Source organism: Vibrio splendidus 12E03, from assembly GCF_000272105.2.
Taxonomy (GTDB): Bacteria; Pseudomonadota; Gammaproteobacteria; order Enterobacterales; family Vibrionaceae; genus Vibrio; species Vibrio splendidus_I.
In genome coordinates this window covers 1-13,252 of sequence record NZ_AJZD02000343.1, presented here as the reverse complement: position 1 = coordinate 13,252, position 13,252 = coordinate 1, and the positions used below count along the sequence as shown (strand labels likewise).

Below are 13,252 nucleotides of genomic sequence, written 5' to 3'. Positions count from 1 at the left end.
TTGGGCTGCTTTAATTCGGGAAAATGGCGTTAATACCCGTGGGTGTTGATGTGTTCTAGTATCCATCCCGGAACTCATCAACTGTCTTATTAGACGGTGTCGCTGTCGGGGAATTGAGTATTAACGCCAAGTGCTTTTGTAACGACTTATGGTCTACATAAGTGCGTCTGTCATATTGAAGCCGTAGATAACCACTAGGCCGATGATGCCCGTCATCACCAAGTAATAGAACGTAGGGATAACGGTTTTACGTAGTGTTGCACCTTCACGTCCTAACAAGCCTACGGTCGCCGAAGCGGCTACCACGTTGTGAATCGCAATCATGTTACCGGCTGCTGCACCAACGGCTTGTAGGGCAACAACGACTGCACTCGAGATAGTCAGGGTCTGCGCTACTTCGAATTGGAACTGGCTGAACATCATGTTTGAAACGGTGTTCGAACCTGCAATGAAGGCACCTAACGCACCAACAGTGGCACTCAATGCTGGGAATGCGCTGCCAACTAAGTCCGCGGCGAAGTTGGCTGTTGTTACAGGCATACTCGCTAGGTCAGCTGCGTTCACACCAGAGTTGATGAAGATACGAACCATAGGGATGGTGAACACCAGTACGAAACCTGCACCAATCAGTGTTTTACTTGATTCACCGAATGCTTTCGCTAGTGGCGCAGCGCTGCGGCCTTGAATCAGAACAGCAACCAGCGCAACAAATACTAGGATACCGCCCGGCAGATAAAGAGGTTGAATCGCTGTGCTTACGCCAGTCTCACCAAGGATGTTGCTGAATGAAAGGCTAACGCTCTTCAGTAGGCCTTTGAACTCTGGGCTCACACGGCTCGCAACCAAAGTCACAGCAAGCAGCACGTAAGGTGCCCATGCCATCGCCATGCTCATTTTCTTATGGTTTTGACTGTTGTCATCAAGGTCAATTTTCAAAGAACCTAGCCATTCAGCTGGCCACTTGTCTTCGCTTTCAAAGTCCCATTTTGATTTAGGTACTAGGAAGCCGCGTTTTGCTGCTGTTACAACAATCGCAAGGCCAACCAAACCACCAATCAGTGATGGGAACTCAGCACCGAGGAAAACCCCCGTTAGTGCGTAAGGAATAGTGAAAGCGGCACCTGCGAACAGTGCGAATGGCAGGATATCAAGGCCTTCAGTCCAGCTTTTGTTCTTACCAAAGAAACGAGTCAGCATCATCGCCATCAATACAGGAATCATCACACCAACGCAGGCGTGGATGATTGCAACACTTGATGTGATCTGTTGTAGGTAAGCATCCCATGTTGAACCATTGGCAATCAGGCTTTCACCGATGTTGTGCGTATCCAAACCTTTGTTTACGCCAACGATGATAGGTGTACCAACCGCGCCGAACGATACCGGCGTAGATTGAATCATCATGCCCATCAATACCGCAGCCAGCGCTGGGAAGCCGATAGCAACCAATAGTGGTGCAGCGATGGCAGCCGGTGTGCCGAAGCCAGATGCACCTTCAATGAATGAACCAAAACACCAAGCAATGATGATCGCTTGTACACGACGGTCTGCTGATATGTCAGTAAATCCGTTGCGGATGGTGGTGATAGCTCCGGTGTGTTTCAAAGTGTTTAATAAGAAGATGGCGCCAAACACAATCCAGAGAACCGACACGGTAATGCCGAAGCCTTGGAATACTGAAGCCAGCACGCGAGTGCTAGACATATCCCATGCGAATAGGGCGATAGCAACGGTTAACGCAAATGCCACGGGCATCGCTTTTTTTGCAGGCCAGTTAAGGCCAACCAGCAGAATGGCTGCAACAACTATTGGCGAAAAGGCCAATAATGCTAGTAGAGTTTCACTCATGGGTACTTCCTCGTACTTGTTTTCAAACGTTCATGTTTGAAGTGAATAACACGTCATTAGTTTTGTAGGTGTAATCTGAATCTCGAGGATTCAATTGTTGTAATTAGAGTCGCTTTATTTGTAACCGATGTGATTGCAAAAGCTGTTTTTGTAATTGTTTTGTTAATTTGGCGTGAATTTACCCCTTTATTTTTTATTGATATAGGGAAATAATGAAAATAATTAATTCCAAAATTGGCATAATCAAATGCGAGCAGACGATTTGATCCTGTTTTCACAGGTAGTAGAGCTGGGCAGTTTTAGTAAGGTGGCAGAACAAAATAACCTTACAAATTCGGTAGTTAGTAAGAGAATTGCGCGTTTGGAAGAAGAGATTGGCGTGCAGCTATTGTATCGAACCACGCGTAAATTGACGCTGACTGAGGCAGGTAAGGCAATGTTACACAGCGCCAAAAATGTGAAGCAGGCGGCTCAAGAGGCTATGGACGCAGTTTCAGGCTTTGGTGAAAATGTTAGTGGTCATATCAAAATGTCAGTACCTACTATCTCCGGAGATTTGATTCTCGCAGACGCTGTTGCCGAGTTTTGTAATATGCACCCAGGTTTAACGGTCGATATGTCTCTAAACAATCGCTTTGTCGATCTGGTTGAGGATGGTCTCGACTTGGTGATTAGAACCGGATACCTAGAAGACTCCAGCTTGATTGCGCGACACATATTGGATTCTCAATGGGTGGTGTGTGCCTCGCCGTCTTATATCGCTAAGAACGGTAAGCCGATGCAGCCCAAGGATTTGGTTGAGCATAATTGTTTGCAATATGCGTATCAAACAACGGGTGCTAGCGAATGGCAGTTCCTGCACAGTAAAGATGGTTGTACCGACAACGATAAGTACATTGTGCGTGTCTCGGGCTCTTTCTCGACTGACAACGCGACGGCATTAAGAAAAGCAGCGCTGGGTGGACATGGCGTTGCGTACGTGCCGCGCTGTCTGGTTTATCACGATATTCGCAATGGTCAGCTGGTGGATATCTTCCCTGACTTGGTGGGCAAGAAGTTGGGTATTTATGCGGTGTACCCCTTTACGCGCCAGCCTCCCAATAAGATTAAGTTATTGATTGAACACATCAGAACTCGTTATCTGACGATTTCACACTATTTTTAATAAGGATCACGATGGGCTATTTAAAAGAGTATCAATATCCAATCACCAATAAACAGATCGTCAGCGATGACTATTTTGGTCAGATAATCGAAGACCCATATCGCTGGTTAGAAGATGATAGAAGTGACGAAACCGCGCAGTGGGTGGCAAGTCAAAATGAAGTCACGTTTGATTACCTTGCTCAAATCCCGTATCGCGCAGAACTGCGAGAACGATTAGCGAAAGCGCAAGACTACAAAAAGAGCTCACAGCCGTTTGTGCGAGGGGATTACACCTATTTCTATAAGAATGATGGACTGCAGAATCACAGCATTCTCTATCGTCACAAAGAAGGGCAACAAGAGGAAATTTTCCTAGATCCGAACACTTTCTCGGAAGATGGCACTACATCACTGGGTTCGGTGTCGTTTTCTAAAGATTACAGCCTAGTGGCGTACAGTATTTCAGAGGGTGGTAGCGACTGGCGCAAGATTTTTGTTATCGATACCGAGACTAAACAGCAGCTTGAAGCCGAAATCACCGACGCTAAATTTACCGGCATTTCTTGGTTGGGTAATCGTGGCTTTTATTACTCTAGTTACGATAAGCCAGACGGTAGCCAGCTTTCTGCACGTACCGAACAGCACAAACTTTACTTCCATGAGTTGGGTACAGAGCAAGCTAGCGACAAGGTGGTTTTTGGCGAGAACAACGCTGAGCAGCACCGCTATGTATCAGGCTATACCACCGAAGACGACCGTTACTTGATCATTCTAGGGCGAGAGTCGACATCGGGTAACAGGCTGTTCTATATCGATTTAAACTCACTCGAACAATCGCTGAACACGCTGATTGACCATGTGGATAGCGACACTTATCTCATCGATAACCAAGATGAGACCTTCATTCTATACACCAATCTTGATGCGCCTAATGGCAAGGTGATGAGCTTTGATACTCGCGATGGGAAATGGCTCGATATCATCCCTGAGAAGCCACAGCCATTAGACATCAGCACTGGTGGTGGTTACTTGTTTGCGCACTACATGGTGGATGTGGTGTCTAAAATCGATCAGTTGGATTACCAAGGTAACTTAGTTCGAGAACTTCACATGCCTGGGATGGGGACGGCCAGTGGCTTAGGTGGTAAAAAAGAGCAAACCCAGCTTTATTACACCTTTACCAACTATGTCACGCCGCCAACGATTTTCTCATTCGATGTCGAAACTGGTAGTTCAGAAATCTATCAGCGATCTGAGTCACCGTTTGAATCTGACAAGTTCGAGTCTAAACAGGTCTTCTATACCTCAAAAGATGGTACACAGGTTCCGATGTTTCTCTCTTATAAGAAGGGACTAAAACTGGACGGTAATAACCCAACCATGTTGTACGCCTATGGTGGCTTTAACGTTAGCCTAACGCCTTCTTTCTCGGGCACTGTTGGTAGTTGGCTAGAACTGGGTGGCGTATATGTGGTGCCAAACCTGCGTGGCGGTGGTGAGTATGGTAAGGCGTGGCACAAAGCTGGCACTCAGCAGAAAAAGCAGAATGTCTTTGACGACTTCATTGCTGCTGCCGAGTTCTTAATTGAAGAAAACTACACCTGTAGCGATAAGTTGGCGATTCGCGGCGGTTCTAACGGAGGCTTGCTGGTAGGCGCTTGTATGACTCAAAGGCCAGAGCTGTTCCAAGTGGCTTTACCTGCGGTTGGTGTGTTGGACATGTTGCGTTACCACACATTCACGTCTGGCGAAGGTTGGGCGTACGACTATGGCACATCCGCGCAAAATAAAGAGATGTTCGAATATCTGCTTGGCTATTCTCCCGTTCATAATGTGGTTCGCGGCACGGATTATCCAGCAACTCTGGTGACGACTGCCGATCACGATGACCGCGTAGTACCGGCTCACTCTTATAAGTTCATCTCAGAGCTGCAAGATAAGCATGAAGGCGGTGCGCCCGTGATGATTCGTATCGATGTTAATGCGGGCCATGGTGCTGGAATGCCGCTGAGTAAAGCTATCGATCTCACTGCTGATATCTACGCATTTACCCTGTTCAATATGGGAATAGAGTCCCTAGATTCAATCTAGAAAATACTTAATTTTAGATAACTGGGTATTTGACTCAGTCTAAAAAGCCTCAAAATCTGCCTTAGATTTTGAGGCTTTTCATATATATGAAAATCAATCAAATTCACATCCAATTCTATTTGTTTTTCTACACCCTTTTCCGTGATAGCCGCCACCATTACTGATGAAATGAAAGCGATTTCAAGCTGAAATATTACGCATGTTTGTTTATAACTTATTGATCTAAATGCAGTAGTTTCCCCCGTGAATTTTCTAAAAGTTTCATGACATTTAAGCTGGTTTATCAGTGTGAACAGCGACCAACTTTTCAACTCTTTCATTGCTTAATATTTCCCTGTTCGATGAAAACTCAAAAAAATAATAGGGAATTACAATGCAAAAATTTAAGCTTTTGCCAATAACGGTCGCAGTGGCGGCTTCGCTTGCTTCACTCTCTTCTTTTGCTGCAGAGACGGATCTTGCTGCTCTAGAACAACGAATCCAAGAGTTGGAATCACAGGTTGGAGACATCAAGTACACTGATGACCAACAACAAGCGGTTCTAACTTCAGAAACGAATGTACCAGATGGCATTGTCTTCTCTGGTTATGCTCGTTACGGAGCTCACTACAAGAGCGGTGATGAACGTTACGTAGACATCGGTACAACAGGTCGTTCTGTCGGCCGTTTAGGTAACGAAGCTAATGGTGGTGAGGTTCAGTTAGCTAAGCTTTTCGAAGCTGACAATGGCGCTATCTGGGACATCGTATTCATGGCTGACCACTGGGAAGCTGACGCTTGGGCTGACGACGGCGGCTTGAGCATGAAAAAAATGTACGCTGGTGTAACCAATGTATTTGAAAGCCAACCAGAACTTTACATGTGGGCTGGTCGAGACTTCCATCAACGTCCGCAACAAGGTTTGAACGATTACTTCTGGATGACACACGATGGTCAAGGCGCTGGTTTTAACAATTTAGATTTCGGCGGCGCGAAGCTAGATATGGGCTTTGTAGGCCAAGTGAAAGGCGGCCTCGTAAATGACAATGGTCGATACGCAATTACTTCTAAACTTCACTCAATTAACGCGGGTATCGGTCAACTAGATCTCTATGCAAACTATGGTTTTGCTTCAGATGAAGCAGACTCAGACGTAGCGGGTGATCCAAAAGTCAGTGATGAAACGGCATACCTAGTAGGTGCAACATTAGGTTTGGGTGAGTCTAACAAGTTGGTTGTTAAGTACGGTGACGGTGCCGATTCATCGGTATATGACCTTAAAGGTGATTACCAGACTTTGTATGCAAGTGTTGAGGGTAGCTACGCGGCATCTGAACAGTTCATCATCGATTACTTAGTGTCTTACAAAGACAATTCTGGCTCAGACTTAGATCGTGAGAATACTGAATACGCGGGTATCGTTCGTCCACAATACCAATGGGATGATGTTCACTCTACATGGTTAGAAGCTGGCTACGGCATGGTTGATTACGATGACGACGGTGAAGAGAAAGCGTGGAAAGTAACTCTGTCTCAAAACGTTTCTCTAGGTGGCTTACCTTGGAGCCGTCCAATGCTTCGCTTCTACACAACCGTGGGTGATGTAGAAACGAAAGGCAACACAGTGAAGACAACCAATGTTGATACATTGTCGTTCGGCGCAATGTTTGAAGCTTGGTGGTAATCAACAGATAGAAAGAGCAACGCTTTGAATTAGGCATATTTTCAAAGCGTTCATGTTGAAATAGCCATACGTTACAAATAGTAAGTACATACTGTCCATTTTAGTCCTAAAGGCAGATTGATTAGGGCACGTTTCAATTAACTCCATTCTTGGGCACATTTTATGTGCCCTTTTTTTCGCCACTAGATCAGGGATTTACTATGAGACTTTCTTCCATCGTGTCTCGAGTTTATTTTGGTTTCTTCGTACTGATTGTGATCATGCTGGGTTCTGCATGGTTAAGCATCAGTAGCAATAAAGACATCACCACTCGAATCGAAAACATCACCCAGCAAGCTACGCCATTAATGCTTCAATCCTCCACGTTAACCATCCGATTTCTGGATATTAATCGCAGCACCACACCCTACTTATCCGCTAACTATATTGATGAACTTGAGCCACTGAAACAAACCGTCTTAAACAACATCGAGCTATATCAGCAGCAATTGAACTGGTTCGAAGGTAAGGGCGTAGCTGGTTCACAAATGGAAGCCATGCTTAATAACATCACTCAAATAAGTTTGTTGACTATCGAAAAGATAGAGCAGGTATTAGAGCTTTATGTTAAGTATTTGGATAGCAAAGATCTCGGTTCGATGGGACAAGCGCAATTTCAATCTGTGGTGGGACAGCTCAATAATACTTTGGTGAATCAACTCGCGAGTGCAGATTCAGAGCAGACACAAAAGGCAGTCGAAGCTTTGTTGGTGCAATTGAGTTTGATTGCCGCGGAAGCCAACGAAGCGTTTTCACTGCAAACATCTTCGGAGGTTCGTGGGGTAGAGCGTCGCCTACAAAGTCGCAAAGAGCGATTCGAACAAGCGGTCGCAGATTTAGATAATCTGGATTCATCTTTGCTGCGCCGCAGTAAACAGTCTTTATCACTGCTCGCTTCACACGCGTTTTCAGCCAGTGGCTCAGTCGCTATCCATAAAGAAACCGTCAAACTCGATGAGTCTATCTCCCTTCAAAAGCAGGAAATTGAACAGCTAATCGATCAACAGTTAAGTCACTTTGATGAGCTTTCAATGTACGCTGAAGACACCGCGACACGCCTGTATCACGAATCGATGGACTCTTCACAGCAAGCCCTTTGGATGCAGAGCGTAATGGCAGCCATTTCCGTGCTTCTTGCTTCGATGATTGGGTTGAACATTGCCAAAGGAATTCGTAAACCAAGTAAGCTGCTGCAAAGTGCACTGGACCATGTCGCCAACAAGGATTTGAGCGCTATGGTGCAGTATCAAGCGAATAATGAGTTTGGCTTAGTTAGCAATAAAGTGAACTTGGTGATCAGCCACCTGACACAAATGATAGAGAACATGCGTCAATCGTCGACACGCTTAAAAGAGGCGTCTTTGGAAAACCAAAGCACTAGCCGTTCATTGAGTGAGGCGATGCAAGACCAAACCAATCAAACCGTTATGGTAGCAACGGCCATGGAGCAGATTGAGTGCTCGGTGACGGAAATAACTCAAGCCGCTAATCAAACACTAACGCTTGTAACCGAAGCGGTGTCGAGTTCCTGTGCTGGTCAGAAGACCATGGATAAAAGCGTCGAGTTGATGGGCAGTTTAGAGCGTAAGTTAGCAGAATCAACAGCGACCATCGGCCAGCTTGAAAGCGAAAGCGCTAGCATTGGCTCTATTTTGGATGTGATATCTGGGATCTCCGAACAAACCAATTTGTTGGCATTGAATGCAGCCATTGAAGCGGCGCGAGCGGGCGAACAAGGGCGTGGTTTCTCTGTGGTGGCCGATGAAGTTCGCGTGTTAGCGGCCAAAACCAATGCCTCGACGCAAGAGATACACAACAAGATAGAACAGCTGCAAACCAGTTCTAAATTGGCGGTGGAGCAAATCAATCAATGTGTGGTGGGGATGGTTCAATGTGTTGAGCAAACGGGCGAAGTGAATCACTCAATATCGACGGTCTCTGATCTGCTCAATGAGGTAGAGCAAAGGAGCCATCAAATCGCGACCGCAACCACCGAACATCAAGTGGTTGCTTCTCAAGTCACACAAAACATCAGTCAGATACACACCTTGGCAGAGGACAACTCTCAACGATCTCAAGTTTTGTGTTCTCATGGTCAACAGCTTGAAACCATGTCGCAGCAGCAGTTCTCACTAACTCGAGAGTTTAAGCTTGCGGAGCAGTCCGAAAACAAAGTGTAGACACTACTTGAGATTACTCCGTTATTTCACGCCCAGCCTTTGCTGGGTGTTGTTGTTTCATGTTTTTGACAACGGAAAGTGAATTCAAAGTGCCTTGAAATGTTCCCATACAATTTTGTATGACCATTGAAGCAGTAGGGTCAATTTTATCCAGTATATTACCGCCTGCTGGGTAGGCATCCCCGAACAACGCTAGAGATAAATGGAATTTAAGCATGTTTGCACATGTTTTGGGAATCAGTAACCAGACGCTGTCTTTATTAGGTGTGCGGTAATCTCATGAAACAGTTTCATGGCATGAAGTGAATCTGTAAGCGCTTTCATGGTTTCCACAACTGGTCTTTTTAGCCCCAAGTTTAGTGTGATGACACTCACTTCAACTAAAACGTAATTCTTTAATAATCGTTTTGTAAGCGGTTACAAGCTAATGAAGTATTGAGGTTCGAGTGGCGACAATTAAACACGTATCAGAACATGCAGGAGTGTCTCAAGCGACAGTGTCTAGAGTGATCAATGGCACCAGTAGAGTGAGTCATGACAAGAAATTAAAGGTTGAGAAAGCGATTAAAGAGTTGGGTTATCGCCCGAACTCTATCGCACAGGCTTTGGCTTCAAGTCGCACCGGTAGTGTTGGTGTTGTTGTACCAGAACTTGGCGGTTCTTTCTATTCAGGTATCTTGCATTGCATAGAGGAAAACCTACGCCGCTTCGGTTACCACGCTGTGGTTACAGCGGGTTCGAACACCGAACAAGGGCAGCGCGAGTCTGTGGAGTTTCTGTTGGGGCGTCGTGTTGATGCTTTGATTCTTCATACTCAAATGCTCAGTGATGACTATTTAATTGAATTGGAAGAACAGGGGACCCCTGTGGTTTTGATTAACCGCTTCATCCCAGAAATGGCGATGAGTTGCATTGATATTGATAACGAAGTCGGGGGGCTACTCGCTACTCAATATCTTTTGCAAAAGGGACATACAGATATCGCGTGTATTACCGGGCCTTTAGATAAAGCAGACGCTAGGGGGCGTTTGCAGGGGTATCGTAAGGCCTTGGAACAAGCGGGTGTGCCATATGATGAAGCCTTGGTCTCTGAGGCGGGATTTACTGAAGAGACAGGCATCAGCGCTATGAAGAAATTGATCAACCGTAAGTGTCACTTTACGGCGGTATTTGCTTCAAACGATCACATGGCATTTGGCGCCTTCGAAGTTTTGCATAAAGAGGGATTGTCTGTTCCGAAAGATGTTTCTCTTGTGGGCTTCGATAACACCATCTTCGCGCGCTATCTGACCCCTAGTTTGACCACCATTAATTTCCCAATTGAAGAGATGAGCATTGAAGCTGTGCAGCTCACTCTGCAAAAGCTAAAGAAAATAAAACATGACGTGAACTTTAAATTGCTGCCGACGTTGGTCACTAGAAACTCGGTATCGGATTTACCAGTTACCCTATAAAAATATTAAGGATAGAACATGAAATTTAAGACCTTAGCGCTTTCATGCGCGGTTGCTTTAGGATTAGGTACAACAGCTGCAAATGCAGCAGACAAAGAAATTCGTTTCGACGGTTTCCCTGATTTCGATAGCAGCCTGAAGGTATTACTGCCTGATTTCGAAAAGGAAACGGGTATCAAAGTTGATTACCTTATGAACAACCACGGTGACCACCACACGAAACTGACAACGAACCTTGCAACGGGTTCTGGTGCGGGTGATGTGATTGTTGTGGACGTTGAGAAAATTGGCCCATTCGTGGGTTCTGGCGGCCTAGTTAACTTGTCTGAAAACTACGGTGCAGATAAGTACGAAGAACGATTCGCACCTTACGCATGGGCACAGGGCAAAGGCGCTGATGGCGATATGTACGGCATCCCTGTCGACCTTGGTCCTGGCGTTATGTACTACCGCACTGACGTGTTCGAAAAAGCCGGCATTAATGTAGAAGACGCAATCAAAGATTGGGATTCATACATCGCTGCTGGTGAAAAACTGAAAGAGCAAAACGTACAACTTATCGCTTCGGCAGCCGACGTGGCACAAGCGATTATCTTCACGACGGTTCCTGAAGGTGAAGGTCTTTACTTCGATAAAGATGGCAACCCAGTGGTGACATCTGAGCGTTTTGTTCACGCTTTTGAAGTGGCAAAAGAGATTCGCGACAAAGGCTTAGATGGCCGCATTCTGGCTTGGTCTAACGAATGGTACGAAGGCTTCCGCAACGGCACATTTGCAACTCAACTTTCTGGCGCTTGGCTACTTGGTCACCTAAACAACTGGATTGCACCTGAAACCAAAGGTAAGTGGGCAGTAGAGAACCTTCCTGATGGCATCTACGGCAGCTGGGGTGGTTCATTCCTATCTATCCCAACTCAGTCAGACAACCCAGATGAAGCTTGGGCACTTATTGAATACATGACGACTGACCGTGAAGTTCAACTTAAGCACTTCGAAACGATTGCGGCTTTTCCTGCGAACGTAACGACGTATGACGATGAGTTGTTCCAAGAAGAGATGGAGTTCTTAGGTGGCCAGAAAGCACGTCTTCTATTTGCTGAAGTGGCACAAAACATCAAACCAGTATCTCCAGCTCAAGGCGACCACGTAGCACGTTCTATAATTTTAGAGAACGCATTGATGGAAGTGCTTGATGAAGGTAAGGACATCGAGACTGCATTGAAAGAGGCAGAGCGCCTAATCAAGCGTCGTACGCGTAATCTTTAATTTGTTTTTATTTTGAGTAAGTGAGGAAGCGTGGGTAACGCGCTTCCTTTTTTAAGAGGTCGTTACTATGAATCATACAGCGAGCACAACGATAGAACCTGCGGACAAAAGCCTTTTTTCTCGTCTGAATTTGAAAGCGCTTACACCGTATGGATTCCTTCTGCCGTTTCTGATCATTTTTTCTGTATTTGGGATCTTCCCGCTGTTGTTCTCTGTTTACCTGTCGTTCCACGAATGGAACCCAGTACAGGGCATGGACGCAATGCAGTTCGTTGGTTTTGAGAACTATCACATTGCATTGACTGACCCGTGGCTATGGCGTTCGTTAAAGAACACATTGTGGCTAGCAATCACTTCGGGTGTGGCTCAGCACTTAGTCGCTATTCCAGTGGCTTACATGTTGGTTTCAATGGGTGACCGTATGCGTCACTGGCTAACATCGGCGTACTTTCTACCGTTCATCACATCAACGGTCGCAGCGTCACTGATTTTCTTCAATATGTACTCTCCTAACTCAGGAATTATTAACCAAACGCTAATGGCTCTGGCCGATAGCACGCTGTTTGGTTGGGCATTTGCTTGGGTTAACGATTTTCAACCAATCCGCTGGTTAGACGATGCCACTATGGTGAAGCCGTCTATCGCGATCATGGTTTTTTGGAAATACACCGGTTTTAACATCGTCCTTTACACCACTGGTTTAATGACGATCCCTAAAGATATTCTAGAAGCTGCTCGTATGGACGGTGCGAATGCCTTCCGCCGCTTTTGGAACATTTCACTACCAATGATTCGCCCATTCATCTTCTTTGCTATCACGATGACCATCATCGGCAACCTGCAAATGTTTGAAGAACCGTTCGTCCTAACGCGTGGTACAGGTGGTACGGGGCAATCAGGTCTAACTATCTCTATGTACCTCTACAAAGTGGGTTGGGAATGGTTAGAAATGGGCACAGCGTCAGCGATTTCATGGCTTCTATTTGCACTTATCGCAACGTGCACCTTGGTTCAATTTTTATTCTTCGGTAAGAAAGGCTTAGGGGAACATTAAGATGTCGACATCAATTAAGACAAATACTTCACCACTAAGTGGCCTAATGCCAAGCGAACGCACCATGTACATCATGACTAAGATCTTGATGGTTATGCTCGGCATATTACTGGTTGTTTCTGCAATCATTACGGTGTTCCCGTTTGTGTGGTCAGCTCTGCTTTCAACACGTGATCGCTCGGAAATCTTCGGCTCAGGTATCAGCTTTGCGATTGGCGATAGCCTAATGGTGAACTACGCAAAACTGCTGGAAATCATGCCGTTTTGGAAAGCGATGTTTAACTCGATTTACGTAGCTTTCTTAGGCACAACTATCTCATTACTGTTCTGTAGCATGGGTGGTTACGCGTTTGCTGTGTTTAAGTTCCGCGGCAAGAACGTGTTGTTCGGCATGCTAGTTGGCTCAATGGCGATTCCGCCTGTGCTTAGCTTGATCCCTTACTTCATGATCGTGAAATTCTTAGGCTTGTTGGATAACCACATGGCGGTATGGCTACCGTTTACCACCACA

The 13,252-nt window shown here is 45.7% G+C and carries 9 protein-coding genes; 8 read left to right on the top strand and 1 reads right to left on the bottom strand.

The annotated features are described in order from the left end of the window. Nucleotides 1–153: 153 nt before the first annotated feature. Entirely contained in the window at nt 154–1,848 is a 1,695-nt protein-coding gene (locus A142_RS22200) for an L-lactate permease (RefSeq protein WP_019820131.1), read from the bottom strand. Nucleotides 1,849–2,095: 247 nt separating this feature from the next. Here A142_RS22200 and A142_RS22195 point away from each other — a divergent pair, with 247 nt between their 5' ends. The 8 genes from A142_RS22195 to A142_RS22150 all read left to right on the top strand — a co-directional run. Continuing rightward, a complete protein-coding gene (locus tag A142_RS22195) occupies nt 2,096–3,013 on the top strand; it encodes a LysR family transcriptional regulator (RefSeq protein ID WP_019820129.1) in 918 nt (305 codons plus the stop codon). Nucleotides 3,014–3,024: 11 nt separating this feature from the next. Next, complete coding sequence (locus tag A142_RS22190; RefSeq protein ID WP_019820126.1) at nt 3,025–5,085, top strand: prolyl oligopeptidase family serine peptidase; 2,061 nt, start codon at nt 3,025–3,027, stop codon at nt 5,083–5,085. 373 nt (nt 5,086–5,458) lie between these two features. Next, a complete protein-coding gene (locus A142_RS22180; RefSeq protein WP_019820123.1) occupies nt 5,459–6,748 on the top strand; it encodes a carbohydrate porin in 1,290 nt (429 codons plus the stop codon). Nucleotides 6,749–6,948: 200 nt separating this feature from the next. Continuing rightward, on the top strand, nt 6,949–8,967 hold the full coding sequence (locus tag A142_RS22175; protein WP_019820121.1) for a methyl-accepting chemotaxis protein: 2,019 nt from the start codon (nt 6,949–6,951) through the stop codon (nt 8,965–8,967). Between the two features lie 446 nt (nt 8,968–9,413). Then, the gene (locus A142_RS22165) at nt 9,414–10,421 is read left to right on the top strand and encodes a LacI family DNA-binding transcriptional regulator (protein ID WP_019820117.1); all 1,008 of its coding nucleotides are present in this window, start codon (nt 9,414–9,416) and stop codon (nt 10,419–10,421) included. 18 nt (nt 10,422–10,439) lie between these two features. Then, the gene (locus tag A142_RS22160) at nt 10,440–11,687 is read left to right on the top strand and encodes an ABC transporter substrate-binding protein (protein WP_019820115.1); all 1,248 of its coding nucleotides are present in this window, start codon (nt 10,440–10,442) and stop codon (nt 11,685–11,687) included. A 67-nt stretch (nt 11,688–11,754) separates the two neighbouring features. Further along, nucleotides 11,755–12,741, top strand: a complete 987-nt coding sequence (locus tag A142_RS22155) for a carbohydrate ABC transporter permease (RefSeq protein WP_017068577.1) — start codon at nt 11,755–11,757, stop codon at nt 12,739–12,741. 46 nt (nt 12,742–12,787) lie between these two features. Beyond that, nucleotides 12,788–13,252, top strand: a 465-nt coding sequence (locus A142_RS22150; RefSeq protein ID WP_019820114.1) for a sugar ABC transporter permease, incomplete at its 3' end; no start/stop codon positions are given.

Excerpts from the sequence above, each read along its gene's own strand:
- A142_RS22200 (WP_019820131.1), bottom strand. The coding sequence starts at position 1,848 with ATGAGTGAAACTCTACTAGCATTATTGGCCTTTTCGCCAATAGTTGTT.
- A142_RS22195 (WP_019820129.1), top strand. The coding sequence starts at position 2,096 with ATGCGAGCAGACGATTTGATCCTGTTTTCACAGGTAGTAGAGCTGGGC.
- A142_RS22190 (WP_019820126.1), top strand. The coding sequence starts at position 3,025 with ATGGGCTATTTAAAAGAGTATCAATATCCAATCACCAATAAACAGATC.
- A142_RS22180 (WP_019820123.1), top strand. The coding sequence starts at position 5,459 with ATGCAAAAATTTAAGCTTTTGCCAATAACGGTCGCAGTGGCGGCTTCG.
- A142_RS22175 (WP_019820121.1), top strand. The coding sequence starts at position 6,949 with ATGAGACTTTCTTCCATCGTGTCTCGAGTTTATTTTGGTTTCTTCGTA.
- A142_RS22160 (WP_019820115.1), top strand. The coding sequence starts at position 10,440 with ATGAAATTTAAGACCTTAGCGCTTTCATGCGCGGTTGCTTTAGGATTA.
- A142_RS22155 (WP_017068577.1), top strand. The coding sequence starts at position 11,755 with ATGAATCATACAGCGAGCACAACGATAGAACCTGCGGACAAAAGCCTT.